At 57.3% G+C, this 26,398-nt stretch carries 29 protein-coding genes; 12 read left to right on the plus strand and 17 right to left on the minus strand.

The features are described 5' to 3' along the window. Positions 1-16 precede the first annotated feature (16 nt). The 8 genes from Q0903_RS08820 to fabD all read right to left on the minus strand — a co-directional run bounded on the left by Q0903_RS08820 (position 17) and on the right by fabD (position 7,747). On the minus strand, positions 17-1,243 hold the full coding sequence (locus tag Q0903_RS08820) for a terminase family protein (RefSeq protein ID WP_299416018.1): 1,227 nt from the start codon (positions 1,241-1,243) through the stop codon (positions 17-19). A 558-nt stretch (positions 1,244-1,801) separates the two neighbouring features. Continuing rightward, entirely contained in the window at positions 1,802-2,989 is a 1,188-nt protein-coding gene (gene mltG / locus Q0903_RS08825) for an endolytic transglycosylase MltG (protein WP_299414678.1), read from the minus strand. Then, positions 2,990-4,249 carry a beta-ketoacyl-ACP synthase II gene (gene fabF / locus Q0903_RS08830; protein ID WP_299414680.1) on the minus strand — a complete coding sequence of 420 codons (1,260 nt, stop codon included), beginning with the start codon at positions 4,247-4,249 and terminating at the stop codon, positions 2,990-2,992. Between the two features lie 137 nt (positions 4,250-4,386). After that, positions 4,387-4,920 carry a GNAT family N-acetyltransferase gene (locus Q0903_RS08835; RefSeq protein ID WP_299030699.1) on the minus strand — a complete coding sequence of 178 codons (534 nt, stop codon included), beginning with the start codon at positions 4,918-4,920 and terminating at the stop codon, positions 4,387-4,389. A 165-nt stretch (positions 4,921-5,085) separates the two neighbouring features. Continuing rightward, the gene (locus Q0903_RS08840; protein ID WP_005852881.1) at positions 5,086-5,319 is read right to left on the minus strand and encodes an acyl carrier protein; all 234 of its coding nucleotides are present in this window, start codon (positions 5,317-5,319) and stop codon (positions 5,086-5,088) included. Positions 5,320-5,522: 203 nt separating this feature from the next. Then, positions 5,523-6,260 (minus strand): 3-oxoacyl-[acyl-carrier-protein] reductase, encoded by a 738-nt coding sequence (fabG, locus tag Q0903_RS08845; protein ID WP_299414682.1) that lies wholly within the window; start codon positions 6,258-6,260, stop codon positions 5,523-5,525. Between the two features lie 13 nt (positions 6,261-6,273). Then, entirely contained in the window at positions 6,274-6,858 is a 585-nt protein-coding gene (locus Q0903_RS08850) for a hypothetical protein (protein WP_299416091.1), read from the minus strand. After that, a complete protein-coding gene (gene fabD, locus Q0903_RS08855; protein ID WP_299414684.1) occupies positions 6,815-7,747 on the minus strand; it encodes an ACP S-malonyltransferase in 933 nt (310 codons plus the stop codon). Before fabD ends, Q0903_RS08850 begins: the two co-directional genes overlap by 44 nt. A 160-nt stretch (positions 7,748-7,907) precedes the next feature. Here fabD and Q0903_RS08860 point away from each other — a divergent pair, with 160 nt between their 5' ends. After that, positions 7,908-9,113: a cytochrome b/b6 domain-containing protein gene (locus Q0903_RS08860; protein ID WP_299414686.1), complete on the plus strand. Its 1,206-nt coding sequence runs from the start codon at positions 7,908-7,910 to the stop codon at positions 9,111-9,113. 65 nt (positions 9,114-9,178) lie between these two features. Here the strand turns inward: Q0903_RS08860 and Q0903_RS08865 are convergent, their stop codons facing one another. Both Q0903_RS08865 and Q0903_RS08870 read right to left on the minus strand, forming a co-directional pair. After that, the gene (locus Q0903_RS08865) at positions 9,179-9,748 is read right to left on the minus strand and encodes a YceI family protein (protein WP_299030694.1); all 570 of its coding nucleotides are present in this window, start codon (positions 9,746-9,748) and stop codon (positions 9,179-9,181) included. 126 nt (positions 9,749-9,874) lie between these two features. Continuing rightward, positions 9,875-10,369: a hypothetical protein gene (locus Q0903_RS08870; RefSeq protein WP_299414688.1), complete on the minus strand. Its 495-nt coding sequence runs from the start codon at positions 10,367-10,369 to the stop codon at positions 9,875-9,877. Between the two features lie 266 nt (positions 10,370-10,635). Between Q0903_RS08870 and rpsF the strand changes: the two genes are divergently transcribed. The 6 genes from rpsF to Q0903_RS08900 all read left to right on the plus strand — a co-directional run bounded on the left by rpsF (position 10,636) and on the right by Q0903_RS08900 (position 13,616). After that, on the plus strand, positions 10,636-10,989 hold the full coding sequence (gene rpsF / locus Q0903_RS08875; protein ID WP_299030692.1) for a 30S ribosomal protein S6: 354 nt from the start codon (positions 10,636-10,638) through the stop codon (positions 10,987-10,989). Positions 10,990-11,017: 28 nt separating this feature from the next. Next, complete coding sequence (rpsR, locus tag Q0903_RS08880) at positions 11,018-11,245, plus strand: 30S ribosomal protein S18 (RefSeq protein ID WP_005852865.1); 228 nt, start codon at positions 11,018-11,020, stop codon at positions 11,243-11,245. 12 nt (positions 11,246-11,257) lie between these two features. Further along, positions 11,258-11,887, plus strand: coding sequence for a 50S ribosomal protein L9 (gene rplI, locus Q0903_RS08885; protein ID WP_299414690.1), 630 nt, complete (start codon positions 11,258-11,260; stop codon positions 11,885-11,887). Between the two features lie 190 nt (positions 11,888-12,077). After that, positions 12,078-12,311 (plus strand): zf-TFIIB domain-containing protein, encoded by a 234-nt coding sequence (locus Q0903_RS08890; RefSeq protein ID WP_299030690.1) that lies wholly within the window; start codon positions 12,078-12,080, stop codon positions 12,309-12,311. A gap of 105 nt (positions 12,312-12,416) precedes the next feature. Then, the gene (locus Q0903_RS08895; protein WP_299414691.1) at positions 12,417-12,893 is read left to right on the plus strand and encodes a lytic transglycosylase domain-containing protein; all 477 of its coding nucleotides are present in this window, start codon (positions 12,417-12,419) and stop codon (positions 12,891-12,893) included. A gap of 87 nt (positions 12,894-12,980) precedes the next feature. After that, a complete protein-coding gene (locus Q0903_RS08900; RefSeq protein WP_299030688.1) occupies positions 12,981-13,616 on the plus strand; it encodes an alternative oxidase in 636 nt (211 codons plus the stop codon). Between the two features lie 74 nt (positions 13,617-13,690). On the opposite strand, the gene tig is transcribed toward Q0903_RS08900, so the two are convergent. Both tig and Q0903_RS08910 read right to left on the minus strand, forming a co-directional pair. Then, positions 13,691-15,022: a trigger factor gene (gene tig, locus Q0903_RS08905; RefSeq protein ID WP_299414693.1), complete on the minus strand. Its 1,332-nt coding sequence runs from the start codon at positions 15,020-15,022 to the stop codon at positions 13,691-13,693. Between the two features lie 120 nt (positions 15,023-15,142). Then, on the minus strand, positions 15,143-15,427 hold the full coding sequence (locus Q0903_RS08910) for a DUF2312 domain-containing protein (protein WP_299030686.1): 285 nt from the start codon (positions 15,425-15,427) through the stop codon (positions 15,143-15,145). Positions 15,428-15,544: 117 nt separating this feature from the next. Between Q0903_RS08910 and Q0903_RS08915 the strand changes: the two genes are divergently transcribed. Then, a complete protein-coding gene (locus Q0903_RS08915; RefSeq protein WP_299030685.1) occupies positions 15,545-15,784 on the plus strand; it encodes a hypothetical protein in 240 nt (79 codons plus the stop codon). Between the two features lie 83 nt (positions 15,785-15,867). Further along, positions 15,868-16,290: a TIGR01244 family sulfur transferase gene (locus Q0903_RS08920; protein WP_299030684.1), complete on the plus strand. Its 423-nt coding sequence runs from the start codon at positions 15,868-15,870 to the stop codon at positions 16,288-16,290. A gap of 12 nt (positions 16,291-16,302) precedes the next feature. Here the strand turns inward: Q0903_RS08920 and Q0903_RS08925 are convergent, their stop codons facing one another. The 5 genes from Q0903_RS08925 to Q0903_RS08945 form a co-directional block, all read right to left on the minus strand. Further along, on the minus strand, positions 16,303-17,484 hold the full coding sequence (locus tag Q0903_RS08925; RefSeq protein ID WP_299414696.1) for a flagellar motor switch protein FliM: 1,182 nt from the start codon (positions 17,482-17,484) through the stop codon (positions 16,303-16,305). A 128-nt stretch (positions 17,485-17,612) separates the two neighbouring features. After that, positions 17,613-20,327 (minus strand): ATP-binding protein, encoded by a 2,715-nt coding sequence (locus Q0903_RS08930; RefSeq protein ID WP_299030682.1) that lies wholly within the window; start codon positions 20,325-20,327, stop codon positions 17,613-17,615. Further along, complete coding sequence (locus Q0903_RS08935) at positions 20,327-20,629, minus strand: hypothetical protein (RefSeq protein ID WP_299414698.1); 303 nt, start codon at positions 20,627-20,629, stop codon at positions 20,327-20,329. The genes Q0903_RS08930 and Q0903_RS08935 overlap by 1 nt, the downstream gene beginning before the upstream one ends. After that, positions 20,629-21,006 carry a response regulator gene (locus Q0903_RS08940; protein ID WP_299030680.1) on the minus strand — a complete coding sequence of 126 codons (378 nt, stop codon included), beginning with the start codon at positions 21,004-21,006 and terminating at the stop codon, positions 20,629-20,631. Before Q0903_RS08940 ends, Q0903_RS08935 begins: the two co-directional genes overlap by 1 nt. Before the next feature lie 111 nt (positions 21,007-21,117). Continuing rightward, positions 21,118-22,416: an XRE family transcriptional regulator gene (locus Q0903_RS08945; protein WP_299414700.1), complete on the minus strand. Its 1,299-nt coding sequence runs from the start codon at positions 22,414-22,416 to the stop codon at positions 21,118-21,120. A gap of 238 nt (positions 22,417-22,654) precedes the next feature. Here Q0903_RS08945 and Q0903_RS08950 point away from each other — a divergent pair, with 238 nt between their 5' ends. The 3 genes from Q0903_RS08950 (at position 22,655) to Q0903_RS08960 (ending at position 26,394) form a co-directional block, all read left to right on the plus strand. Continuing rightward, the gene (locus Q0903_RS08950) at positions 22,655-24,019 is read left to right on the plus strand and encodes a substrate-binding protein (protein ID WP_299414702.1); all 1,365 of its coding nucleotides are present in this window, start codon (positions 22,655-22,657) and stop codon (positions 24,017-24,019) included. Between the two features lie 139 nt (positions 24,020-24,158). After that, positions 24,159-25,190, plus strand: a complete 1,032-nt coding sequence (locus Q0903_RS08955) for a branched-chain amino acid ABC transporter permease (protein ID WP_299030677.1) — start codon at positions 24,159-24,161, stop codon at positions 25,188-25,190. 4 nt (positions 25,191-25,194) lie between these two features. Continuing rightward, a complete protein-coding gene (locus tag Q0903_RS08960; protein WP_299414703.1) occupies positions 25,195-26,394 on the plus strand; it encodes a branched-chain amino acid ABC transporter permease in 1,200 nt (399 codons plus the stop codon). Positions 26,395-26,398: the final 4 nt, after the last annotated feature.

The following is a 26,398-nucleotide window of genomic DNA, read 5'->3' on the forward strand; positions in this document are numbered from 1 at the left end:
ATGTTCAAATTTGCACTTACAAAGATCGCACACCCGGTTGTCGCCATTTGGCCGCAGGCTCGATCATCAACTCATGCAGCGCCCACACCAGCGCATCCACGCGGTCGGGCGATCCCCCGCCTTCGTAGCCCCGCTGTGTCATGCGGCACATCTGATCCTCCAGCGCAGCCATCCCGCTTACATGATGTACGCGTCCCTGTTCGTACAGGGCCGCCACAGGCTCGGCCCGTGCGCTCTTGCCACGGCTGGCATGAACGCCCTTATAGGGCACCAGCGGATCGACCTGCCGGATCACCTCTTGTACCATCTGACCTCCCTGATTGACCTCCGCCACCAGACGGTCAGCACCGAATTGCTCCATCGCGCGGATCGCAGCCTGTGCCCAACCGCTCGGGCTTTGCCCCGTCACCGTACAATCCGCAAGGACGTAGGCCCGCCAATCCTGCGGTGGTCCGCTGCACACAACACCCGCTACAACAATCCCGCATTCATCTGCCCGCTCTCCGGACGTGGTGGCAGGATCCACCGCAACAACGATACGGTCCAACGCAGGCACATCACGCACCGTGCAGCCTTCCAGCATCGCACCAGTCCACAGCGCCCCCTCCGCATCGGTCAGCAAAACACCATCCAGCTCCTGACGCCCCAATCGCGTCCCGCGGTAGCGCGCGCGCACCTCTTCCAGAAACGACGCCGCCAAATGCGCGCGGTTCGCCTCGGTTGGCGCGTGCGTCAAAACCGTCGACGGTGACGCCAACAAATCCTTGAGCACACCTACATTGCGCGGTGTCGTCGTCACACAAACCTGCGGCTGCTCACCAAGACGCAAGGCGAATTGCAGCATATCCCATGTTTCGCGTGCTTTTTTCCATTTGGCAATTTCATCTACCCAAGCCGCATCAAACTGCGGCCCGCGCAGCCCTTCAGGATCATGCGCGGAATGGACAGTCGCTACAGCACCGTTAGGCCAGACCAGCCGCTTGCGCGTGGCCTCCCAATCGGGGCGGCGGTCCGCAGGCGAACAAGCCAATATTCCGCTGTCGCCAAAGATCATGACTTCGCGCACCTGCTCGATGGTCTCGCCCACCAGCGCCACACGACGGCACCGCCCTGCATCCAACGGACGCGCACCTTCGACGACGCTGCGCACCCATTCTGCACCCGCACGTGTCTTGCCCGCACCGCGTCCCCCCATCACGACCCATGACCGCCACGCCCCCTCTGGCGGCAACTGATGCGGCATCGCCCAAAACTCAAATAAGTAAGGGAGAGCGCGAAGCTCTCCCTCATCCAACTCATTCAGGAACCCGTCCTGAATCGACGGAACAGCGGAGCCGATCCAGCTTGCACCCGATGTCAGCCCGCGCTTTTTCCATGTCGAGGGCGTATCCTCCACGCGCAATTCCGGCTTGTTTATTTCGGCAGTCATTCAAGATCATTCCCGCTTTTTGACAACGCCCTACCGCGTCCGTTAACTGAACGAACGTCTTGGACGTTGAAGTTGCATCGATTTCCTCTCCGGATATGGCCTGTTCTTTCAGGCTCTCTAACGCTTCTCTTAGCTCGGCAAGCGTACGCTGTACGGAGGCAAACATGGCCTCCGCTTCCGCAAGCTCGTCAAGCTGGGGCACCGGTTGGATAGTCATCAGTAATCGGTCCTTTCGCTCGGATTTCTCCAATCGAAAGACATGAAAAAGCGGCCCCGATATCTCAGGGCCGCTCCCCAAATCTCCTAGCATGAGACTGGTATATTCAAACTGGGTTAACTGGTGCTTGGACCACCGCACGCATGGCGCAACAGCTAGTCACTGCCCCCTGTCGAGGCGTTGCCAGCCGCCGCCGCGCCACGCTCTGCCTCGATCTGGCGCCAGACGGCAACATTACGGTTGTGCTCTTCCAGCGTAACGGCAAAGGCGTGCCCGCCCGTACCATCAGCCACAAAGAAAATGTAAGGCGTCTCGTCTGGCTGGGCTGCCGCCATCAGGCTTGCACGTCCGGGGTTTGCAATGGGTGTCGGCGGAAGACCAGGGATTACGTAGGTGTTCCATGGCGTCTCGCGGCGCAACTCGCTGCGGCGCAAACCACGGCCCAACACACCTTCACCCCGCGTAATGCCGTAAATCACCGTGGGGTCCGTCTGCAAACGCATGCCTTGATTGATGCGGTTCACAAATACACTCGATACCTGTCGCCGCTCGTCCGAAACGCCCGTTTCCTTTTCGATGATCGACGCAAGGATTAACAAGTCTTCGGGGCTCTCGATCGGCAAGTCCTCTGCACGTGACTCCCATGCCGCCGCCAGAATGGTCTCTTGCGCGCTTTGCATCCGCGAAATCAACGCCCCGCGGTCATCGCCGCGCCGCACCTCATAGCTGTCGGGTGCCAGCGACCCTTCAGGCGGCGTCTCAGCCACAGTGCCTTCCATGATATCCATGCTGGATATCGCGTTGACTACCTGCCAGCTTGTGACCCCTTCGGCCATCGCTACGCGAAAGCGTACATCGCCCTGATCGCGTGTCTGGGCATATTCCACTGGAACCTCATCAGTCCCCGGTGTGAATTGTGCCAGTGTCGCGAAACGGTTTGTAGACGGGTCAAGCTCACGCACCTGCACGCTTACACGGTTCACACCGATGCGGTAAACGATCTCGGTGCCGCAGGTGCTTGCCCCGCCACGTGTGATCACATCCACGATCTCCTGCATCGAAGACTCAGGCTCCACAAGGAAACTGCCCGCTTTCAGCTGTGTTGTCTTTTCCTCATAATCCGCACCAATGCGGAAAATCGCGGCAGAGCTTACAGCCCCCTGCTCAGCAAGGTTCTGGCTTACCCGTCGCATGTTGCTGCCGCTTTTGACCTGCACACAGACCGCTTCGGTCAGCGGGCCAGGTGCATCGTATTCCGATTTGCCCCACATGATCAGGCCGCCCAACAGGAACAGCCCGACCATTAGGAACGTAATCGCGTTGGCCGCAACATGGCGCCACATTTATTCAACCTTTCCGAACAATACGCTCGCGTTTGTGCCGCCAAAACCGAACGAATTGCTAAGCGCAACCTTGATCTCCCGCTTGACTGGCGCGTTTGCAGCCAGATCAATCTTTGTCTCAACGGCGGGGTTGTCCAAATTAATTGTTGGCGGTGCCACTTGGTCGCGGATCGCAAGGATCGAGAAAATACCCTCAATAGCGCCCGCAGCGCCCAGCAGGTGCCCCGTTGCGGATTTGGTCGAGGACATAGTCACTTTGCCCGCATGCTCCCCCATCATCCGCTCAACCGCGCCCAACTCGATCGTGTCGGCCATGGTCGATGTACCATGCGCGTTGATATAGTCGATATCTTTAGGCTCTAGCCCCGCGTGTCGCAGCGCCGCCCGCATGGATCGCTCTCCGCCTTCACCGTCCTCGGACGGGGCCGTGATATGATAGGCATCGCCGGACAGACCATAGCCGATGACTTCGGCATAAATCTTCGCGCCACGCGCCTTGGCGTGCTCGTATTCTTCCAGCACCACGATGCCCGCTCCCTCACCCATGACAAAACCGTCACGGTCCGTGTCGTAAGGTCGGCTTGCTTTGTGCGGCTCTTCACTGCGCTTGGTGCTCAGCGCCTTACAGGCGTTGAAACCCGCAATGCCGATCTCGCAAATCGCCGCTTCCGCACCGCCTGCAACCATAACATCAGCGTCACCAAACATAATCAGACGGCTTGCATCCCCGATAGCATGGGCACCCGTAGAACACGCCGTTACAACGGAATGGTTCGGCCCTTTGAAACCATATTTGATCGAAACCTGACCCGAGATCAGATTGATCAGCGCCCCTGGCACAAAAAACGGGCTGACCCGCTTGGGGCCCTTCTCTGCCATCATCACGGCAGTATTCGCGATTGAGTTCAGACCCCCGATACCAGAGCCGATTAGAACACCCGTCCGCTCAAGGCTCTCGCGGTCCTCAGGCATCCATCCCGCGTCTTCCACGGCTTGCTGTGCTGCGGCCAGACCGAACATGATGAAAGTATCGACTTTGCGCTGTTCTTTGGGCGCCATGTATTTGTCTGCGTTGAAGGTCCCGCCCGTGCCGTCACCCAATGGCACCTCGCAGGCATATTGCGTCACACAGCGGCTCGCATCAAAAGTTGTGATTGGACCAGCGCCAGACTGACAATCCAAAATCCGCTTCCAGCTTTCCTCGACCCCGTCTGCCAACGGCGTAACCAAACCCAATCCAGTAACGACCACTCTGCGCATATGCTCTGCCCTTTGGTGTAATATTGCTTGGGTCGGCTATACCTTGCAGGCATAACATTGTTCAAGTCTCTGGGTGCGGGCTGGCCACCAATACTGCGCCAAGATGCGCAAGAGACCGCCAAAACCACCGAAAGCCCCTAAACAGGTGGCCCTTTGCGCGTCATCAGCAAAACGGGATCGCCCTCTATCTGCGCATCGCGCAGGGGCACGTACCCAAGGGTCGTTGCAATCCGCAATGAGCCTTCGTTGTCTGGTGTAATCATGCAAACACTGCGCCCCGCGACCACGCGATCAAACCAATCATGCGCAGCTGTCACCGCATCAATACCAAAACCTTGACCTTGAAATGCAGGGTCCATGACCCAACCCGCTTCGGGAAAAGGGTCAAAATCCTCCCCCAGACCGCGCGAGCCGTAAAAGAAACCTGTCTGCCCCGCCATTTCGGCTGTGCCATGTACTTGTACGGCCCACTGGCCGAATCCGACAATCTGCCAGTGCCCTGCGTTGCGCAAAAATGCGTCCCAGCTGCGCGCCTTCGGCCATGGCTTACCACCAATGTGGCTCACTACTTCAGGCTTGGCCCAGATATCCGCGAACCGCGCGAAATCTTCGGTGCGCATACCGCGTAGCGTAACGCGGGGGGTATTGATCGTTGGAACTGTGCGGGACATTCTGCTGTGGCCTTATGATTTTGGGGAAATCAGACCGTCAGATGTGCCGTGCAGCGCCGCGCACGACAAGCCCAAAACTGCGCAAGAATCAAAAACGGCGCCAATCCGCAAAGAGAGACGCCGTTTGAGAATTTTATCGCCGAGCGGACCCGACGCAAAGCCTGATCAGGAGGCTTCTTTGATGAACTTGACCGCGTCACCGAAGGTCTGGATGTTTTCGGCGGCGTCATCGGGGATTTCGATGCCGAACTCTTCTTCAAATGCCATCACCAGCTCGACGGTGTCGAGGCTGTCTGCACCCAGATCGTCGATAAAGGATGCATTTTCAACAACTTTATCTTCTTCAACACCAAGGTGCTCAACAACGATCTTTTTAACGCGGTCTGCGACGTCGCTCATACTATAGTCCTCACTCATCGGGCCAAAGGGCCCCTTTTGGTATCTGCCACCTCGGGTGTGAAGAGGTCAGAAGGTGCCCCCTTGGGGGCGGCTCGTTTTCCTTGCTTGCACAAGGCGCGGGTCACTTGCAAGCGCCCGTCTGGTTATTTCTGCGCCCCCTTTAGCATATGATGCGGGGTACGCAAACGCTTATCCAAGCGCCCCTACAACATGGCCATCCCGCCATTCACATGCAAGGTCGCCCCTGTAATATAGGCAGCCTCGGCGCTTGCCAGATAGACCACTGCGCTGGCAATCTCGTCTGGCGTGCCCATGCGGCCTGCAGGGATTTGCCCCATGATACCTGTCTTTTGGTCATCGGTCAGCTTGTCTGTCATGGCAGTGGCGATAAAACCGGGTGCCACCGCATTCACAGTGATCCCACGGCTTGCCACCTCATAAGCAAGACTTTTGGACATGCCGATCATCCCCGCCTTGGAGGCCGCATAATTCGCTTGCCCCGGATTTCCTGTGGCCCCCACTATGCTGGAGATATTTACAATTCGGCCCCAACGGGCCTTCATCATGCCACGCATCACCCCTTTACACAGTTTGAAAGTCGCGGTCAGGTTCACGTCAAGCACCGACTGCCATTCATCATCCGACATGCGCATAAACAGGTTGTCGCGCGTGATGCCTGCGTTATTGACCAGAATGTCCACCGACCCCATCGCATCCGCCGCCTGTTTCGGCAACGCCGCGACCGCTTCTATATCGCTCAGATTACACGGCAACACATGGGCGCGTTCGCCCAGCTCCGACGCCAAGGCCTCCAGCGGTTCAACCCGCGTGCCAGACAGCCCGACAGTGGCCCCCTGCGCATGCAATGCGCGTGCAATATCTGCACCAATGCCGCCCGAAGCACCTGTTACCAATGCATTTTTACCTGTTAGATCAAACATGTCTCGCTCCTTCTCAATTCCAAACCTTCACCGGCTCTGTCAGCAGCCCGTAATCTGATATCTCTTGTGCAGTTATGGTATGTATCGGATTTGCCGCGCCGACCCGCAAGGCAAACTGATAAAACACCGGCGCGCCCAGCATCTCGCGTACATAAGCCGCTGTGATGCCGTCCCAATTGCCAACTGTAATACGCGCGCCATCCACCATGCTCCGCTGTTGCCCAGCCAAGAACAAGGCAACAGCTCCGCCTGAAATATCACTGTCGCTCTGCAACGCTGTCGCCAGACCGCGCGCCCGCACCATCCGCCCCAGCACCATCGCAGCTTCCGCATCGCGCACGTCTGGCATGTCTTGCAACACAAGCGTCTTGATCTGCGGGTTTTCAACCATCACATCGGCGAACTCTGCAGGCGTGCGCGTGGCAATGCGGCCATGCATCAACAACCGCGTGTTCACCACTGCAAACCCGACCCTGCGGCGCATTCCGTGCAAGCCGCCGCCACACCCTGATAGCGCGGCAATCGCGCCACATATCAGCGCACGACGTGTTGGCTTAGCCCTCAACAGCGGCTTTGACGTCTGCTTCCACGCCAACATTGCGCAACACAGACTCTTTGTGGATACGGCGGATCATACCTGACAGTGCCTTACCAGCACCGATTTCCCAAAACTCGGTCACGCCCTGTCCCACCATCCACTCAACAGACGAGCGCCAGCGCACGCGGCCCGTCACCTGATCGACCAGCAATTGCGCAATCGGATCAGCAGCGCTGACCGCCTCGGCTGTGACATTGGCGACCAGTGGAACGGCGGGCGCATTAATCTGAACATCAGCCAGGGCGCGGGCCATCGCATCGGCAGCGGGCTGCATCAATGCGCAATGGAAGGGTGCGGACACTGGCAAGGGTAAAGCGCGCTTGGCTCCTTTTGCCTTTGCCATGTCGATTGCCCGCTCGACCGCGGCCTTGCTGCCTGAAATTACATTCTGTGTCGGATCGTTTTCGTTTGCCAGTTCGCAGATATCATCACCCGCAGCCTCGGCAGCCAGAGCAGTTACATCTTCGGCTCCCAAACCCAAAATTGCCGCCATCGCACCCTGCCCCACAGGCACAGCCGTCTGCATTGCCTGACCGCGCGTGCGCAGCAGTCGCGCTGTATCCGCCAGCGTAAAGACCCCCGCCGCGCACAATGCGGAATACTCGCCCAGACTATGCCCCGCAACAAAGGCGGCGCGGGTCACGTCTATCCCTTCGGCCTCAAGTGCGCGCATGGCAGCAATCGAAGTCGCCATCAGCGCAGGCTGCGCATTTTGGGTCAGCGTCAACTCGGCGATATCGCCGTCCCAGATCAGCGCGCTCAGCTTCTCACCCAACGCGTCATCCACCTCTTCAAACACCGCTCGCGCGGCGGGATAGGCCTGTGCCAGATCCTGCCCCATACCGATGGTCTGCGCCCCCTGTCCGGGAAATACGAATGCGGTGCTCATTAAAACTCTCCTCACAATTGTGCCCGCAGGTGTAGCGCCGCCGCCGCCGCCTCACAAGAGCGCACAACAGACCTGCGCAAACAGCGATTGCCCCGCGCTGGATACACTTTAGATGTGTCTATAAATCAAATCGGAATTTACCCCCCTCGGAGCGTGACTGATGGCCCTAACCAACACCCTATCTTCCTATGGCAGCATTACCCGTATGCTGCATTGGCTGACAGCCCTTCTCGTCGTCACCCTGATCCCTGTTGCCGTGATCGCAAACCAGCTGCCCTATGACACCAGCGAACAACTGGCCCGCAAGGCTTGGCTTTTCTCGTTGCATAAAACGCTCGGCGTATCGGTGTTTTTTGTGGCGCTTGTCCGGATCATATGCGCAATTAGCCAGCCCAAGCCTGTTCCCCTCCACCCCGAGCGCAAGACAGAGACATTTATGGCCGAAACAGCGCACTGGCTGCTTTATGGCTCCTTGGTATTGGCGCCCTTGTCGGGTTGGCTGCACCACGCTGCGACAGCTGGCTTTGCGCCGATCTGGTGGCCTTTCGGCCAAGACCTGCCAATGGTGCCGAAATCAGACAGTGCGGCCGCGCTGTTTGGCGGGGCGCACTGGGTCTTTGGCAAAGTCATGGCGGCAAGTATCCTTTTGCATATCGCAGGCGCGGTAAAACACCAGATCATCGACCGCGACGCCACATTAGCACGTATGTGGCGCGGTGCCACTGCTCCTCTGAACGCAGCGGCTGTACGCCATAGCATGATGCCGCTGGCCGGTGCCCTCGCGATTTGGGCTGTCACGCTGGGGGCCGGGGCTGCGTTCGGTCTCTATGCGCCTCATACCGCCAGCGTCGATGCCGCCGCCCTGGAAGAGGTCGCATCCGACTGGCAGGTGCAGGATGGTACTATTTCCATCGCGGTGATGCAGTTCGGCTCAACAGTCGAAGGTAGCTTTGGTGACTGGACGGCTGACATCGCATTTGATCCGGCAAAACCGGGCGGGATTGCGGGCAGTGTAGAAGTCGTAATCGCCATCGGTTCGCTCACCATCGGATCTGTGACAGATCAGGCGATGGGCCCTGACTTCTTTGACGCAGGCACCTTTCCTACTGCCACCTATCAGGCTGATCTGGTTGCGGGTGTTGACGGGTACGAGGCGGTCGGCACGCTGACGATCAGGGATCAGACCGTCCCGCTGACAATGCCCTTCCGCTTGTCGGTCAATGGGGATGAGGCAAACATGCAGGCCAATCTCACGCTGGACCGCCGCGACTTTGACGTGGGCAACAACATGAGCGACGAAAGCTCGCTCGGGTTTTCGGTGGATGTGTCAGTGGCGTTGACCGCAACGCGCAGCACAGCAGACTAGAACAGATACAAAAAAGGCCGCGCAAACCAGTGCTTGTGCGGCCTTAATCACATCAAAAAAACCGCTTACTCGGCTTTTGCCGCCTCAAGCGAGATTGTCACGGCGACTTCGTCACTCACGTTTGGCGCGAACTTGCCCACGTTGAAGTCAGAGCGCAGCAATGTGGTGGTTGCGTCAAAACCCGCCCATGGCTTGCCCGCCAGCGGGTTCGTTCCCACCAGATTCAGTTTGGCATCCAACACAACCGATTTGGTCACATCATTCATGGTCAGATCGCCTGTGATCAATGCTGTATCATCACCCGTCACTTCAATACCGGTGGACGTGAACGAGATAACGTCGTCATCTGTCGCGCCGAAAAAGTCATCGGACATAAAGTGGCCATCCCGCTGCTCCCAGCCGGTGAACATGGATTTTGTAGGCATGGAAACTGACACAGAAGAGTTTGCAGGGTTTTCCTGATCAAACATGATCTCGCCCTCAAAACCCGAGAACATTCCGTAGGTCGTGGAAAAGCCAAGGTGGTTGTAAGAAAAGACAACCTGGCTGTGGCTGGCGTCCAGCACGTATTTTTCAGCGGCAACAGCCATTGACGCGGTTGCGGACAGCAATGCTGCGAGAACGAGAGATTTCATGATTATACTCCTTGTTGAACATGGAGCAAAGATGGTGCTGTGCGCCGAAAACGCAATCCCGCGCCGTTCAACACATTGTGCGCGTATACGAACACTCGGCCTTTATGCTGTGCATCTGTGTCAGGTTTAGGCCAGCTTACCCTCTGCGCGCAGAGCGCCCAGCAGTGTGGCATGGGCGCGGGCATTGCTTAGCGTGATCTCGGCCAACAGGCGGTTACCACGGCCCCAAAAGGTGATGTTACGGCCAGACAGTTCAACAACGTGCAAATCGCGAAAGGCGCATCGCTCAATCACACGATCCTCTGGCAGCGCGCCATCACGGACCAGACGCACCTCGGCTTGTGCCACGTCTACTTCTACCGTCGGCGGCACAGGTGGCAGACTTGCCTGCCAGAACCACACCGCGGCCAGACCAGAAGCCAGCGAGACCATCAGCTTGAAGAGCATCACTTCGCTCTCCCAACCTGCGCCGGGTGCGACCCAGACAAACAATGCAACCAGTGCCATCGACACAGACGCCATTCGCTGCGCTATGCGCATCACCAACCGGCTTCCATTCAGTTTATGGGCGACCCCGTAAGCGGGAACATGTGCAAATGTTTGCTCGGCGGCAATGGTCATGGCCTTGTCCTTTTCAACTTGTCTAAAAAGCTCTGCACCGTGAAAAAGGCGATAAAACGGCAAGGCTTGGGCGCGGTCACGGCAATATGTGGAAATTCCCGAAGCAGGCCTTGTAGACAGGCAGATGTGTGCTTGCGCCGCGCCCCAAAGGGTGTATGTAGGCCACTCCTTTGCAGATACGATTTAACCGCGCAGACTCTCGTGGTGGGGCAGCAAAGGATCATCGCCCTGCCTATGAAATGCGCCTTGAAATAAGTGGAGCACACATGCCGCTATATGAGCATGTAATGATCGCACGCCAAGACTTGTCCAACACACAAGCCGAAGGCCTGATCGAACATTTCGGTACCGTCCTGTCCGACAACGGCGGGAAACTCGTGGACAGCGAGTATTGGGGCGTCAAAACGATGGCCTATAAAATCAACAAGAACCGCAAGGGCCACTATGCCTTCCTGCGCTCTGATGCACCGGCAACTGCCGTGCATGAGATGGAACGCCTGATGCGCCTGCATGACGATGTCATGCGCGTTCTGACCATCAAGATGGACGAGCACAAAGAGCTGCCTTCCGTTCAGATGCAAAAACGTGACGAGCGCCCAGAGCGCCGTGAACGTCGCTGATTTTAGGTTGTTGAAAGGACTCTAAACCATGGCCGCAAAACCATTTTTCCGCCGCCGCAAAGTCTGCCCCTTCTCGGGCGACAACGCACCGGCAATCGACTATAAAGACACACGCCTGCTTCAGCGCTACATCTCCGAGCGTGGCAAGATCGTGCCTTCCCGTATCACCGCAGTCTCCGCGAAAAAGCAGCGTGAATTGGCCCGTGCCATTAAACGCGCCCGCTTCCTCGCCCTGCTGCCCTATGCTGTGAAATAAGGAGTAGAATACATGCAAGTTATCCTTCTCCAACGTGTCGCAAAACTGGGCCAGATGGGCGACGTCGTAGACGTCAAACCAGGTTACGCGCGCAACTATCTGCTGCCACAGCAAAAGGCGCTGTCCGCGTCCAAAGCAAACATCGCAGCTTTCGAGGGCCAGAAAGCCCAGCTTGAGGCCCAAAACCTCGAGACCAAGAAAGAAGCCGATGCAATGGCGGCCCGTCTGAACGGTCAGCAGTTTGTTGTGATTCGCTCTGCGTCCGACGCAGGCGCGCTTTACGGCTCCGTCACCACACGTGACGCCGCCGAAGCAGCAACCGCCGAAGGTTTCACAGTAGACCGCAAGCAGGTCGTTCTGATCGCACCGATCAAGTATCTGGGCGTACATGACGTATCCGTCGTTCTTCACCCCGAAGTCGAAGCCATAATCGAGCTGAACGTCGCACGTTCGCCCGAAGAGGCCGAGCTTCAGGCAGCTGGCAAATCCATTCAGGAACTGGCCGCCGAAGAAGAAGCAGCAGCAGAATTCGAGATTTCTGAGCTGTTTGACGATATCGGCTCCGCCGCGTCCGACGATGATGATCTGGCTGATGCTGTTTCATCTGACGATGCACCAGCGGCCGACGAAGACGACAAATAATTCATCCCGATCGGATGATTTGAGACGCCGCGCATTGATTGCGCGGCGTTTTTTGTTGCACTGCCCCGTTTATTGCCCGGCTCGCTTCCGAATAACTCGAATTCTCGGAAACTCCTGACGCAGCTCACTTGTATCGCTACGCGGCACCCCCATCTGTTCTGGGATAGAAACCCAAATAAGGATGACCGCCATGCAATGCCCGTTAGACGGAACACAGCTTGTAATGTCCGACCGCAGCGGGGTCGAGATAGACTATTGTCCGCAGTGTCGCGGCGTCTGGCTGGACCGTGGTGAGTTGGACAAAATCATTGAACGCAGTGTTGTCCCTGCGGCCCCTGCCCCACAAGCACAGCCACGATACGACGAGCGCCAGTACAAAAAGAAAAAGCGCGACAGCTTTCTCAGCGACATATTCGATTTCTAACGCGCAACGCCTTTCTCGGCGGAAACAGGCTGAAATCAGCAGCCCCGCTTGAAGCATCTCCGGTCTAGTCGCACAACGGGATCAGCCTAGTTTGGAGGAGCCGCGATGCGCCTTATTGACCGTAGACATTTTATCGCCCTGTGCGCCCTCGGCCTTTCTGCTTGCGGGCGTACAGACGGGCGAGGCACAACGCGCTCCGATGATCTTCCCCTTTATCCCAATGAAACCCCCGCACTTCGTCAAAGCATCAATCGTTGGGCCGACCATTACCAGCTGCCCCGCAGCCTTGTGCACCGCCTCGCCATCCGCGAAAGCACCCACAATCCTGCAGCGCGCAATGGGCCTTACTACGGGCTGCTCCAGATCCTGCCCCAAACGGCCCGCACTATGGGCTTTCGCGGGCGTCCCAATGACCTGTTGAATGCGGACACCAATCTTGAATTTGGCGGCAAGTACCTGCGCGGTGCATGGCTACTCTCGGACGGGGATGAAGCGACGGCAATAAAATGGTATTCGCGCGGCTATTATTACGAGGCAAAGCGGCGCGGCATGCTGGTCGAAACAGGGCTAAAACCCGCGTAATAAGGGTCTTTGCGCAAATTGACGCATGATATTGCACTGCAGCATCCCAACCCCATTTATCAGTTAGAATTAAAATGGGAGCCAAAGATGTTCGACCTGACCCACCGCCACGACGGCGATCTGGAAAAGCACACGCCGCCAAAAGATCTAAAAGACCGCATTGCTTTGCGGACAGTTAAAACAATGCGGATCTTCGCCGACAGCTTTTTTGCCAAACGGTATGGTCACCGCGCAGTCGTTCTCGAAACCGTAGCGGCCGTTCCCGGAATGGTGGGAGGACTGCTACAGCACCTGAAATCCGTGCGGCACATCCGCGACGATCAAGGTTGGATTCGCGAGTTGCTGGATGAAGCGGAGAACGAGCGTATGCACCTGATGACATTTATCAAAATTGCCGAACCCTCGCGGTTTGAGCGGTTACTCATCATGCTCGGCCAGATGGTTTTCTATAACCTCTATTTCTTCCTCTATCTCTTCGCGCCACGTATCGCACACCGCGTTGTTGCCTATCTGGAGGAAGAGGCTGTCATCAGCTACACCCAGTATTTGCAAGAAATTGACGCGGGCAAGGTCGAGAACGTACCGGCCCCACAGATCGCAATTGACTACTGGGAGCTGAAACCCGATGCACGTTTGCGCGAAGTCGTAATTGCCGTGCGCGCCGATGAAGCAGGTCACCGTGACCGCAACCATGAATTGGCAGATGAAATAGCTGCAATGTGAGCGAAACCTACGTTACACGGAAAAAGGGCCACCCGATCGGGTGGCCCTCAATATTTCCGAAAGAGCTGTAAAGTTTACTCTTCTTCCAGCGCTTCAACGGCCTTTTGAAGATCGTCTTTCGACACTTCCTTTTCGGTCACGTCGGCCTGCGCAACGATATGGTCAACGACTTTATCTTCAAAAATCGGTGCGCGCATCTGTTGCTGCATCTGCTGGTTCTGCTGAACGAATTCAAAGAACTGGCGTTCCTGACCAGGGTACTGACGCGCCTGATTCATGATCGCTTGGGTCATCTCTGCATCAGTCACTTCAACTTCTGCTTTCTGCCCCAACTCGGCCAACAACAGGCCCAGACGCACGCGGCGGGTGGCCAGCTTGCGGTGCTCGTCGGTGGTTTCGATTTCGGGGTGATCGTGGCCCTCAACCTCGGGGTTGTCCTCATGCCACAACTGGTGTGCAATCTGACCCGCTTCTGCGTCCAACAAGGACGGGGGCAGATCGAAATCAACCATGCCGTCCAATGCGTCCAGCAGGCCGCGCTTCATCACCGCGCGCGATGCACCAACGTATTCGGCTTCCAGACGCTCACCAATCTGCACTTTCAGCGCAGCAAGGTCTTCGGCACCAAATTTTGTCGCCATCTCGTCGTTGATCTCGGCTGCAACAGGCTCTTTCACTTCTTTGATTGTGCAAGAGAACACAGCCTCTTTGCCCTTCAGATGTTCGGCCTGATAATCATCGGGGAAGTTGACAGTAACGTCCTTTTCTTCCTCGGTCTTCACGCCGACCAGCTGCTCTTCAAAACCCGGGATGAAGGAGTTGGAGCCCAGTACCAGAGGATAATCCTCGGCAGAGCCACCTTCAAACGCTTCGCCATCAACCTTGCCAACAAAATCCATGACAACCTGATCGCCGTCTTTGGCTTTGGAGCCTTTCTTGCGCGCTTTGAAGTCCTGAGCCGTCTCGGCCAATGACGCCAACGCCTCGTCAATGGACGCATCGTCGGCTTTGACAATCATTTTTTCCAGCTTGATGCCAGACATGTCCAGCTCGGGAATTTCGGGCAGTGCTTCGTAGGTCATTTCGACCTCGACATCATCGCCTTCTTTCCAGTCTTCGTTTGTCATTTTTACGTCTGGCTGCATTGCAGGGCGGTCGCCGGACTTCTCGAAATGTTCGTTCATTGCGCCATCGATGCTTTCCTGCATCGCTTCGCCCATCACGCGCTGGCCAAACTGCTTTTTCAGCAGTGCCATAGGGACCTTGCCCTTGCGAAAGCCCTTCATTTCAACGTCTGGCTGCGCTTCTTTCAGCTTTTCGTTCACCTTGGCGTCCAGTTCGGCCGCTGTAAGGGTGATGTGATAGCCGCGTTTCAGACCTTCGTTCAGCGTCTCTTTGACCTGCATGTGTGCTCCATAGCGTTTGGCCGCGCATGGTCGCGCGGGCAGAAAATTTGTGTTCTTCTATTGGCGGGCGGGCATGTGTGCAAGCACCGTTTCACCCTCCCTTCCAGCAAAAGCCCGAGGCTACATGCCAAGTGCTTCTTTATACATGTCCAACACAGCCTCTTCTTCGGCAATGTCGTCGGGCTCGCGCTTGCGCAGGGCAATCACCTTGCGCAGAATCTTGGTGTCATAGCCGCGTGATTTCGCCTCTGCCATGACTTCCTTTTGCTGCTCTGCAAGGTCCTTTTTCTCGGAGTCCAAACGCTCGATCCGCTCAACGAACTGGCGCAGCTCGTTTGCGGTGACGCGGTAGTTTGCATCGCCTGCGTCCTCGGCGGGGGCTGGGTTGGTGCTGAATTCGCTCATGGCGGGCTCCTGTGCGCTGTGCGGGGGATGTGTGTTCTGAGGCGCCTTGCTACCGTGCGCATTGATGTGCCGCAAGGTGCTCTTGCCGTACGGTGCCGATTATCCTATCTGCGAGACATGGAACAAACGACATCACCGATTTTCGACGCAATCATCTGGGGCGGGACCGCACTATCCCTCTTGGGCTTGCTGGGGCTGATCTATTGCATCATCCGTGTAAGCCGCGCCAAACGTGCGCAGCTGGATGACGAGGCCATGCGTGCCGAGTTGAAAAAAGTTGTGCCACTTAACCTTGGTGCACTATTTCTATCCGTCATCGGGCTGATGATGGTCATTATTGGTATTTTCCTCGCCTGAACTGCCACTTGTGTGGCTTGTAAATGACGATGCCGGTGTTTCGTCTTATGGACAGCACCACGCCAGCCGCATAAACTGATCCTATGGATATCAGACAGCTTACCCCCCGCTATTACGTCGCCCCGCAAATCTCGCCCGACCAGATGACGGCGCTTAAAGAGGCGGGAATCACACGTATTCTGTGCAACCGCCCCGACGATGAGGTGCCGCCAGCCTACGGCGCGGGACAGATGCAGGCCGCAGCCGAGACGGCGGGGCTGGAATTTGCACTGCAACCGCTCACCCACGCCACAATGAACGAAGAAGTGATTGCACATAACCGCAGCATCGGCGCGGATTGCGACGGCGTAACCCTCGCCTATTGCGCGTCAGGCACACGTTCATGCATCGCTTGGGCATTGGGTCAGGCAGGTCTGCAATCTGCCGACGACATTTTGGCCGCAGCCCGTGCGGCAGGGTATGATCTGGACAACATGCGCCCCTATCTCGAACAACACGCGCCCTAACAGCGCACGCCACTACCAGCCTGCTTGCTTTTCACCCAAAAGGTCTTCTTCGCTCCCCTCTTTGGGAGCGTCCCACTGCGCCATATGGTCGTCGGCGGCCTGCGCCGCTTCATCCATGTCGGGCATTTCGGGCAAATCATCCAGATCACCAAAGATATCAACGTCAGACAGCGTGGGCAGTACGGGGTCCATTCCATCTTCATCCAGTCCCGATGGTGCAGGCTCCAATCCAAAGGTTGCTGAAACATCGGGCAGATCCAGATCGGCACGGTCTGCGGCGCGGCGGCGCGGCTCGCTATGTTGACGACTGCGCTGCTGTTCAACCTGCAAGGCGCGGACACCATCAATCTGGCCCAGCGTACCACGGCTTAACGCTTTGCCATTGGCATCCAGAACCAGGGCCTGGGCAAGTGTTGACAGGTTAAGCGGAATTACATCGCCGGCTTTCAACCCGCTCACCTGTTGCAAAGGCAAACTCAACCGTGTCAACGCGATTGTAAGCTCTGCGTTCAAACCCATGACGTTATCAGTCAGGTTCTGCCCCTCAACATGACCATCCAGATCATCGGGCGAACCATCTGCTTCGCTTTGCTGCGCCGCCGGCTCAGGCAGGATCAGGCGTAATTGGCCCGTTCGGACACCGGCAGCCAGATCAAGCGTCATCTCAACCATCTCGTAAGACGATGCATCGAGGGCCAGTTGCGCATGCCGCGGTTCTTTTGCCAAAACGCCAAAACGGTAGCCTTGCAATAACGCGCGGTCGCCTTCTTCTTCCGGCAGCAGCGCAGCGCGCGCCAAAACTGCTTCAATAAAGGGGGCACATAATGCAGCGTCGGTCGCTGTGTGTGCACGCACTTCACCTGCATCGGGAACCGGTGTCACCTTGCCCATAGTCTGCTGCTGGATCAGCCCTGTCACCAAGGCAGGGTCGATCATAACGGCAGCAACCTGATCTGCGGGTCCGTCCATCAACATGGTCAGCCAAGGTGTCTCAAGACACGCTGGCACTTCTTCTGCGGTTAATTTGCGGCGGGTGACGCCCAGAACACCCAGCGCCAGCGCCATCATCTGTTCGGCCTGTTTGGCAGCCGTCAGACGCAATGCGCGGCCCAGCGACATTGCCCGCGCAGCATAAGCCTCACGCCCTGTGCGGGCCTTGCGCTGCATCAGCGATGTCGTTTGCTCCGCGCTCATGTTGCTGTCATTCCTTCGCCCGATACCCCGCCCAAGCCGCCATTTGCCAAACCGCATTGTCACGGCAGGCGCGCATTACTCGAAACCGTCCTGATGACGTGGTATCGCGGAAATGGTTACCAGCGCATTTATACCGGCAATAATCGTTGGCTTGTGCTGCGGATCGGCACGCAGTCAAGGCGTACTTCGAAACTACCCCCCACGCTATGCGGCACATACCGGATGTCACCACCCAGCCGTGTTACGATCTCGCGGCAGATGGCAAGTCCAAGCCCTGCCCCATCCTGTGCGCCACTGCGCAAACGGGCGAATTTCTCAAAGATTAGGGTCTGTGCATCATCGGGGATACCGCTGCCATTGTCGGCAAAAGCAACAATTACCTGATCGTCCTGACGCCTGACAGCAATAGTCAAGACAGGAGCGGAGGCGTCACAATATTTGATCGCATTTGTAACAAGATTAATGAATACCTGCGCCAACCGATCACTATCGGTATGCAATGTCACATCTTCGTTGCGCTGCTTGCGGCGAATTTCAATCACACGCGCCGAACTGGCGCATGCGGTTGTCACAGCTTGCTCGATCACATCATGCAGCACTGTGTTCTTTTCGTTCAAAGACACCTGCCCGTTTTCCAGCACCGACAGATCCAGCAGATCATCCAGTAACCGTGTCAGGCGGATCGTTTCTGAATGGATGATCGAGGCATAGCGTGTTTTCTCTGCCGCGCTGAGCCCCGCCGTATCGCGCAAGATCTCCGAGAACGAGCGGATAGAGGTCATGGGAGTGCGCAACTCATGGCTGATCTGGCTGAGAAAACTGTCTTTTTGATGTGATAGTTGCGTCAGCTTTTCATTCGCATGGCTCAGTTCCCGCGCAGTTTCCGTCAACTGGCGCGATTTCGCCTCAAGCTGGCTGGAATATTCGAGGATTTGAGCAGATTCGTCTGCGACCGCCAGCAACTCTTGTACCGATATTGCCTGCCCGCCTATGATCTGGCCTATCATCGCATTGGCCGTCGCGGCCCCCACCGAAGCCGCAAGCTCCCGCTCTAACGCCTGAACGAATTGCGGCGTTGGCGCAGGCGGTGCATCGACGCGACCTTGTTCCAAGGCGTGTTGTCTGAAAAACATCTGCGCTTCGCGCGCGCCCAAAATCCGCTGGGCCATGATCATCAAGTCCTCTGCCCCGCCCTCTGTCGCCGACCAGCCGCGTGCATGGCCCGAGGAATGATCGAACACATTAACAAATTGCGCCCCCTGCAAACGCTCCAGCGGTGCAGGGAAAGTAAAGATCGAGACCACAAAGAACAGCAGCGCATTGAGCGAAAGGCTCCACCAGACCGCATGCACCGTAGGGTCAAGGCCGGTGATGCCGAACAACGCCTCTGGCCGCAGGATGCCGAGGCCAAAAAGGCCCTGTTCGAACACCGCAGCAGGCAATGCGCCATCCGGGCCATAGCTGGGCAAAAGCATTGTGTACATCCACACGACAAACCCGATGCTCAGGCCCGCGACAGCCCCCATACGCGTCGCACCGCGCCAGAATATCCCCCCCAGAAGTGCAGGCAAAAACTGCGCGACACCACCAAAGGAAATCAGACCAATCGCCGCCAAGGCACCTGACCCGCCAGAGCCGCGATAATAAAAGTACCCCAACGAGATCACGGCGATGATCGACAAGCGCCGTGCACGGATCACAACGCTGCGCACATCGCCTGATTGCTGCGGCCCTGCCTTGCTCAGCTTGAGCCACAGCGGCATGACGATATGGTTGGACATCATTGTACTAAGCGCCAGCGTCGCCACGATTACCATTGAAGTCGCAGAGGAAAACCCGCCAAGAAAAGCAAGCATTGCGAGGCCGTTTTGCCCTTCGTGCAGTGGAACGGTAAGAACGTATAAATCAGGGTTGGCACCCTGCGGCATCAGTTCCAGCCCGATGACCGCGATAGGCACGACAAACAGGCTTATGGCCAGCAGATACAGCGGGAAAGCCCAACTCGCGATCTGCAAATGCCGCTCGTTCTCGTTCTCGACAACCATCACCTGAAACATGCGCGGCAAGCACACAAAGGCGGCGGCTGACAGCACGATCAGCGCGCTCCATCTGCTGCTGCTGGTGTGCCATGCCCCGATGGGCGACGCATCAATGCGCGCAATTGTATCGGCCACGCCGCCTGCAACTCCCCAAACCACAAAGGCCCCCACAGCAAGCAACGCCACCAGTTTTACCACCGCCTCAACCGCGACAGCAATGACCACGCCGTGGTGCCGTTCGTTTGCGTTGAGGTTGCGGGTGCCAAAAAGCACAGTGAACAGTGCCAGCCCTGCCGCGACCCAAAAGGCCGCGTTTTCATTGATCCGGATCGCCTGCGCGCTGTCGATATCAGGTGTCGCAAAAATCGAAACGGAGAGAGTAACAGATTGTAGCTGCAACGCGATGTACGGGGTCACTCCCACCACGGCCATAATGGTCACCATGACTGCCAGCAGGTTAGACTTACCAAAGCGTGACGAAATAAGATCGGCTACAGAAGTAACCCGCTGGGCCCGCCCGATGCGCACCAACCTGCGCAGTACCCACCACCAGCCCAGCATCACCAGCGAAGGGCCGAGATAGATGGTGATATACTCCAGCCCCGAACGCGCCGCGTAGCCCACGGCCCCATAAAACGTCCAGGCGGTGCAGTAGATCGACAAGGACAGCGTATAGACCAAAGGCGAGCGCAGCAGCCAGCCACCCCGCCCCCGCGCCGCAGCCCGTTCGGCCACAAAGGCGACAAAAAACAAGCCCGTCACATAAACCAGACAAACAGCCACCAGTTGATTGAGAGACACCATCAGTCGTTCGGCCCATGCGCAGGCTTGGTGGGGGGGGATTGATGCAGTACCCCGGCCTCGTCATGGTTGCGGATGCGGAACCAAAGCGCAAAACAAGCGGTAATTGCCAATATCCAGATCGCAAAAAGATACCAGATCGCGGTAGACATGGGCGTCTGAACCTCGGCCTCGGGGGTGTTTGGCCACATTGTGGGAACGACCAGCCACAAGATCGCGCAGAGCAATGGCAAAAAGCGCACAGCATCCATCATCCTGCGGCGGCGATAGCTACGGCGCTCCAGAAACAGGCGCGTCTCTGCCATCAGCTTACGCGGCCGACAGTCAGCTCTCGCACGGCGGTCAGCATCTCTTCGTTGGAAAAGGGTTTGGTCATAAATCGGCTTACGCCCGCCTTCAATGCCATGTCCCGATCCCGTTCCTGACCGCGTGCAGTCAGCATTAATACAGGCAAATCTGCTAGCGAGTCATCGCTGCGCAGCTCTGCCAAAATCTCGAAACCCGTTTTGCCAGGTAACATGACATCCAACATGACCAGATCAGGCTGCGCAGCACGGATCACCGCAGCCGCGTTTCCACCGTTGGCCAATGTCTCGACCCTCCAGCCGTCGCGCCCCAGCAAAAAGCGGATCGCCTCCGCGATATTGGTCTCATCCTCCACCAACACGACATGTTTTGACATGCGTTCCGTCCTCCCCCTGCATGCACAGCACACCCGTCTGATTTAATATCAGTTAGGGTCGCAGCGCACGGGGTACAGGATGCACCCATCCGCTGGCCGTGTCAAAATCTCTTATGATACCGGCGCCGTCATAATGGAGGGCTCACGGCGCGCGGCACAGCTGTCATGCGGACAAATACGGCAAGTCGCCCCGACCGCACGCAGCGCATGGGCGCTATCACCTGCAAGGGTTGGCACAAGAAGCATGATCGCGCGCGATGCTGACGGCCTGTTATAGCCCTGCGCCCGCAGCGTTTCAGTAGTGGCATAGGCATCAAACTGCGCTTGGGCACGGCCCAACTGCCCCAGTCTTTCGTGTAGCACCATTTGCGGCGCGCCAAACGCAGCAAAAAGCGGCCAGAGAGGGCAACAATGGTCAAACCGAGGCACCGAAAACCCGTCAACAGATTTACGGAAAATCACTGTGCCAGAGCGGTCGCACACGACAAGCCCTGCCTTCAGATCGGGCACTGCCGCTAGGCGGCGCAATATAACCGCAACGGAAACGCCAAAGTTTGACGCCAAAGCCACAGGATCAATAGGGCCCTCTTCTACCAACGGCTGTAGCGATGCCAGCGGCACCGCACGCGCATCATCGGCGATTTGCTCAAGTATCCCACGCAAGATAAAACGCGCAGCGTCTGACAGTGCCGCATCCGTTTGGGCGAGAAGTTCCGATACCGCAGTGCTGGTTTGCATCTCCTCCAACAAAGGGAAGATGAAATCGCGCGCTTCCAGATAGGTTTCGACCTCTTCATGCGGAGAATGTGCGGCGGCAGGTCCTTTCTTTTGCTCCAGATATCCGACAAGTGCCTGCGCGCTGCGGGCCAGACGATCGCTGTCGGCATCCAGATTGGCGTGAAAGCGGTCCTGCCATTCGCGCTCCAGTGCTTCGTCGGACGCAAGAATTTCTGCCGTCGAGCGTACTGCGGCAGCGGTTGTGAGCAATTCATGCATAGAATCCGCCAGATGCGGATCATGGGCCATACGGTCGCTAAGCGCCTCAACAGTGCGCTCCAACGTGGCGATGCGGCGCTGGCTTGCGGCCAGTGCCTCTGCCCAACCAGGAAAACGGCTTGCAAAGGCCTCGGCACGGCCTGTGTCCGCAACCGACAGATTGGCCGCCAACGCAGCCTCGCCCAGTACGCCCAGCAGCGCGGCCTCTGCCCCTTCGGTCAGGGCTTGCGGCTCAACCTCAAGACGTGCGGCGATATCAAGCAGGAGTTTGCCACCGATTCTGCGGCGATTATGCTCAATCAGGTTTAGGTAGCTGGCGGAAATGCCGATGTCGCGCGCCAGATCGGCCTGTTTTAGACCTTGCATCACGCGCCGCTCGCGGATGCGGCTGCCTGTCATGCTCTCAGCGATCACAGGTCATACCACCTGTATTTACAACAAATATTACCATTTTTCTGCACTGCAACATCACTAACTTTACATCACCAGCCATTTCTATGTGCATTTATTTACAAATAAATCGGCCCAATCAACCCCATAGTTGCGAACACCCCGCCCCGCCCCCGATAGTGCCCCTGCACGTATTCCGTGCCAGCACCAACTCCCCACAAGAAGGATGTGGTCGCTGTTTCAACACTTTCGGGAGGACATCATGTCAATCTTCAATCCGACACGTCGCGGTCTGATCCAAGCCGGTGCCGTTGCTGGTGCAGGCCTTGCACTGCCAACATACCTGCGCGCGGACGGCCACAGCGGCTTTACCAACGCACCTCAGGGCGACACCGTCACACTGGGTTTCAACGTACCACAATCCGGCCCCTACGCGGATGAGGGCGCAGACGAGCTGCGCGCATTCGAACTGGCCGTCGAGCACCTGAACGGTGGCGGCGATGGCGGCATGTTGTCGACCTTCAGCTCCAAAGCGCTGGACGGCACAGGTATTCTGGGCAAAAAAGTTGAATTCGTAACAGGCGACACACAGACCAAGTCTGATGCGGCGCGCGCCTCTGCGAAATCCATGATCGAAAAAGATGGCGCTGTGATGATCTCCGGTGGTTCCTCCTCCGGTGTGGCTGTTGCCGTTCAGGCGCTGTGCCAAGAGGCCGGCATCATCTTTATGGCGGGTCTGACCCACTCCAACGACACGACGGGTAAAGACAAGCGCGCCAATGGCTTCCGCCACTTCTTTAACTCCTACATGTCCGGCGCGGCCCTCGCACCGATCCTTGCCAACGAATATGGCGCGGATCGCAAAGCGTACCACCTGACAGCCGACTACAACTGGGGTTACACCACAGAAGAAGCCGTCCGTTCCTCCACCGAGGCACTGGGCTGGGAAACTGTCAACGCGGTGAAAACACCTCTGACAGCAACAGACTTCTCCGCGTATATTGCACCCGTTCTCCAGTCCGGCGCAGACGTGCTGGTTCTGAACCACTACGGCGGCAACATGGTCAACTCGCTGACAAACGCAGTCCAGTTTGGCCTGCGCGACCAGACAGTGAACGGCAAAAAGTTCGAGATCGTTGTTCCCCTCTACTCCGAGCTGATGGCACGCGGTGCGGGCGCCAACATCAAAGGCATCATCGGTTCCCAGAACTGGGACTGGTCGCTTGAGGACAAACTGGGCGCGCGCTACACGGGCACAAACGCCTTTGTACGCTCCTTCGGTACGAAATACGGCTTCCCACCCTCACAGGCGGCGCACACATGCTATGTGCAGACGCTTTTGTATGCGGATGCGGTCACGCGCGCAGGCTCGTTCAACCCATGTGCGGTTGTCGAAGCGCTTGCAGGGTTCGAGTTTGACGGTCTGGGCAACGGCCCGACACTGTACCGTGCCGATGACCACCAGTGCTTCAAGGACGTGCTGGTTGTGAAGGGTAAAGAGAACCCCGAGAACCAATACGATCTGGTCGAAATCGTCGAAGTGACACCCACCGAGCAGGTCACATACGCACCTGACCACCCACAGTTCGCGGGCGGTTCACTGGGTACATGTAACCCAGGCGCATAAGAGCGTTTACGCTTTGCAGGGCGGGCCACTTAGCCTGCCCTGCACACCACAACCCAACCAACCAAATAGCCCGCAAATCCGCTGAACGCCCCCGATCATATGGCCGGGCGCGCGGCACCTGTGACAGATGGGACGGACCATGGACGCAATTCTCCTTCAAATTCTAAACGGCCTCGACAAGGGTTCAGCCTATGCGCTGATCGCCCTTGGTCTGACGCTTATCTTTGGCACGCTCGGCGTTGTTAACTTCGCCCACGGTGCCTTGTTCATGATCGGCGCGTTCTGCGCTGTGACCTTCTCCAATCTGCTCACGCTGAGCCACAAGGCGACCGAGCCTACGGGCACCGACTTTCTCGGGAACCCAAAATTCGACGACATTCTCTATATCAAAGAATGGTTCGGCGATTCGGCGGGCGCCTGGATGATCGATTGGGCTGTGCCGCTATCGATCCTGTTTGCCATCCCCGTGATGATCGCCATCGGCTTTATTATGGAACGTGGTTTGATAAAGCACTTCTACAAACGCCCACACGCCGACCAGATCCTCGTGACCTTCGGTCTGGCGATCGTGCTGCAAGAAGTGATCAAATATTACTACGGCGCAAACCCGATCCCCACACCCGCACCAGCGGTTTTCGCAGGATCGTTTGATTTTGGTGCGATGCTGGGGATGGATGCGAATACAATTATTTATCCCTACTGGCGTCTCGTTTATTTCGGCTTTGCCGCGTTGATTATCGGTGCTGTCTTTGCCTTCTTGCAGTTCACCACCTTCGGGATGGTCGTGCGGGCCGGTATGGCTGACCGCGAAACCGTGGGCCTGCTGGGCATCAACATCGACAAACGCTTTACCATCATGTTCGGCATTGCGGCTGCAGTGGCCGGACTTGCGGGTGTGATGTACGCGCCGATCAACTCTCCCAACTACCACATGGGCATGGACTTTCTGGTGCTTAGCTTTGTTGTGGTTGTTGTCGGCGGCATGGGCTCACTGCCCGGTGCCGTGCTGGCAGGCTTTTTGCTGGGTATTCTGGAAAGCTTTGCCTCCATGGCGGCGGTGCTGGAGCTCATACCGGGCATCAACCAGATCATCATCTACCTTGTTGCAATTATCATTTTGCTGACACGTCCCCGTGGCCTCATGGGCCGTGCCGGCGTGATGGAGGACTAAGACCATGCTTGGACTTACAAAACGCGACGCAGGCCTTCTGCTTATCGTAGCCATCCTGTGCCTTCTGGCACCCTTCATCCTCAACCCCTTCCCCGAAACCTCGGCGATGGCCCAGTTCAATGCGGGCTATCCTGACCTGATGCAGCGTCTGGTGATTTTTGGCATCTTTGCCATCGGGTTCAACATCCTGTTCGGCCTCACTGGCTATCTCAGCTTTGGTCACGCCGCGTTTCTGGGTGTGGGATCTTACGCCGCGATCTGGATGATGAAGCTGCTGACCATGAACGTGATCCCCGCAATCATCGTATCGGTTATCGTGGCGGGCCTCTTCTCGCTGCTCGTCGGGTGGATTTCACTGCGCCGCTCGGGCATCTACTTCTCTATCCTGACACTGGCCTTTGCCCAGATGTCTTATGCGCTGGCTTATTCGGTGCTGACGCCCATCACAGGCGGCGAGACGGGCCTTCAGCCCAAATACACCGACCCGCGTATCCTTGACGGCGCGCTGGACCCTGGCCAGTCGCCCAAAGCGAACCTGTTCGGGCTGGATATGAAAGCAACAACAGAGCTGACGATGGGGGACTGGGTTTTTACCTTTAACGCAGGCTATTACATCTCCGCCGTGATCATGCTGCTGGCATTCTACATGTCCATCCGCATCTTCCGCTCGCCTTTCGGGATGATGCTGCGGGCGGTCAAATCCAACCAGCAACGCATGAACTATACTGGTCTGAATTCGAAGCCTTACACACTTGCGGCCTTTGTCATCTCTGGCATGTATGCAGGTCTGGCGGGTGGTCTGCTGGTTGCGATGGACACGCAGGTGGGGGCAGAGCGGATGTTCTGGACCGCATCGGGCGAAGTTGTCCTGATGACCATCCTTGGCGGTGCAGGCACATTGATCGGGCCTGTTCTGGGCGCGGGTTTCATCAAGTACATGGAAAACATCGTCTCCAAAATCAACAAAGGCGTTCTGGAGCAGTGGTTTGCCTTTATGCCCGACGGCATCGAAGATCTGCTGATTACACTGGTCTACCCTTTTGTGGGCAAAGGCTGGCACCTGACGCTGGGCCTGCTGTTCATGCTGGTGGTAATCTTCCTGCCTGGTGGTCTGGTAGAGGGCGGTCAACGCATCGGAAACCTGTTCCGCCGCAAAAAGACCGATCCGAAATCGCCTGATGGCAAAACAACACCTGCTGAATAAGGAG

Source organism: uncultured Sulfitobacter sp. (assembly GCF_947502895.1).
Classification (GTDB): domain Bacteria; phylum Pseudomonadota; class Alphaproteobacteria; order Rhodobacterales; family Rhodobacteraceae; genus Sulfitobacter.

Bases quoted from the DNA above. Each gene is read 5' to 3' on its own strand.
- Q0903_RS08820 (WP_299416018.1), bottom strand. From the start codon at position 1,243: ATGCCGCATCAGTTGCCGCCAGAGGGGGCGTGGCGGTCATGGGTCGTG.
- mltG (WP_299414678.1), bottom strand. From the start codon at position 2,989: ATGTGGCGCCATGTTGCGGCCAACGCGATTACGTTCCTAATGGTCGGG.
- fabF (WP_299414680.1), bottom strand. From the start codon at position 4,249: ATGCGCAGAGTGGTCGTTACTGGATTGGGTTTGGTTACGCCGTTGGCA.
- Q0903_RS08835 (WP_299030699.1), bottom strand. From the start codon at position 4,920: ATGTCCCGCACAGTTCCAACGATCAATACCCCCCGCGTTACGCTACGC.
- Q0903_RS08840 (WP_005852881.1), bottom strand. From the start codon at position 5,319: ATGAGCGACGTCGCAGACCGCGTTAAAAAGATCGTTGTTGAGCACCTT.
- fabG (WP_299414682.1), bottom strand. From the start codon at position 6,260: ATGTTTGATCTAACAGGTAAAAATGCATTGGTAACAGGTGCTTCGGGC.
- Q0903_RS08850 (WP_299416091.1), bottom strand. From the start codon at position 6,858: ATGTTGGCGTGGAAGCAGACGTCAAAGCCGCTGTTGAGGGCTAAGCCA.
- fabD (WP_299414684.1), bottom strand. From the start codon at position 7,747: ATGAGCACCGCATTCGTATTTCCCGGACAGGGGGCGCAGACCATCGGT.
- Q0903_RS08860 (WP_299414686.1), top strand. From the start codon at position 7,908: ATGGCCCTAACCAACACCCTATCTTCCTATGGCAGCATTACCCGTATG.
- Q0903_RS08865 (WP_299030694.1), bottom strand. From the start codon at position 9,748: ATGAAATCTCTCGTTCTCGCAGCATTGCTGTCCGCAACCGCGTCAATG.
- Q0903_RS08870 (WP_299414688.1), bottom strand. From the start codon at position 10,369: ATGACCATTGCCGCCGAGCAAACATTTGCACATGTTCCCGCTTACGGG.
- rpsF (WP_299030692.1), top strand. From the start codon at position 10,636: ATGCCGCTATATGAGCATGTAATGATCGCACGCCAAGACTTGTCCAAC.
- rpsR (WP_005852865.1), top strand. From the start codon at position 11,018: ATGGCCGCAAAACCATTTTTCCGCCGCCGCAAAGTCTGCCCCTTCTCG.
- rplI (WP_299414690.1), top strand. From the start codon at position 11,258: ATGCAAGTTATCCTTCTCCAACGTGTCGCAAAACTGGGCCAGATGGGC.
- Q0903_RS08890 (WP_299030690.1), top strand. From the start codon at position 12,078: ATGCAATGCCCGTTAGACGGAACACAGCTTGTAATGTCCGACCGCAGC.
- Q0903_RS08895 (WP_299414691.1), top strand. From the start codon at position 12,417: ATGCGCCTTATTGACCGTAGACATTTTATCGCCCTGTGCGCCCTCGGC.
- Q0903_RS08900 (WP_299030688.1), top strand. From the start codon at position 12,981: ATGTTCGACCTGACCCACCGCCACGACGGCGATCTGGAAAAGCACACG.
- tig (WP_299414693.1), bottom strand. From the start codon at position 15,022: ATGCAGGTCAAAGAGACGCTGAACGAAGGTCTGAAACGCGGCTATCAC.
- Q0903_RS08910 (WP_299030686.1), bottom strand. From the start codon at position 15,427: ATGAGCGAATTCAGCACCAACCCAGCCCCCGCCGAGGACGCAGGCGAT.
- Q0903_RS08915 (WP_299030685.1), top strand. From the start codon at position 15,545: ATGGAACAAACGACATCACCGATTTTCGACGCAATCATCTGGGGCGGG.
- Q0903_RS08920 (WP_299030684.1), top strand. From the start codon at position 15,868: ATGGATATCAGACAGCTTACCCCCCGCTATTACGTCGCCCCGCAAATC.
- Q0903_RS08925 (WP_299414696.1), bottom strand. From the start codon at position 17,484: ATGAGCGCGGAGCAAACGACATCGCTGATGCAGCGCAAGGCCCGCACA.
- Q0903_RS08930 (WP_299030682.1), bottom strand. From the start codon at position 20,327: ATGGTGTCTCTCAATCAACTGGTGGCTGTTTGTCTGGTTTATGTGACG.
- Q0903_RS08935 (WP_299414698.1), bottom strand. From the start codon at position 20,629: ATGGCAGAGACGCGCCTGTTTCTGGAGCGCCGTAGCTATCGCCGCCGC.
- Q0903_RS08940 (WP_299030680.1), bottom strand. From the start codon at position 21,006: ATGTCAAAACATGTCGTGTTGGTGGAGGATGAGACCAATATCGCGGAG.
- Q0903_RS08950 (WP_299414702.1), top strand. From the start codon at position 22,655: ATGTCAATCTTCAATCCGACACGTCGCGGTCTGATCCAAGCCGGTGCC.
- Q0903_RS08955 (WP_299030677.1), top strand. From the start codon at position 24,159: ATGGACGCAATTCTCCTTCAAATTCTAAACGGCCTCGACAAGGGTTCA.
- Q0903_RS08960 (WP_299414703.1), top strand. From the start codon at position 25,195: ATGCTTGGACTTACAAAACGCGACGCAGGCCTTCTGCTTATCGTAGCC.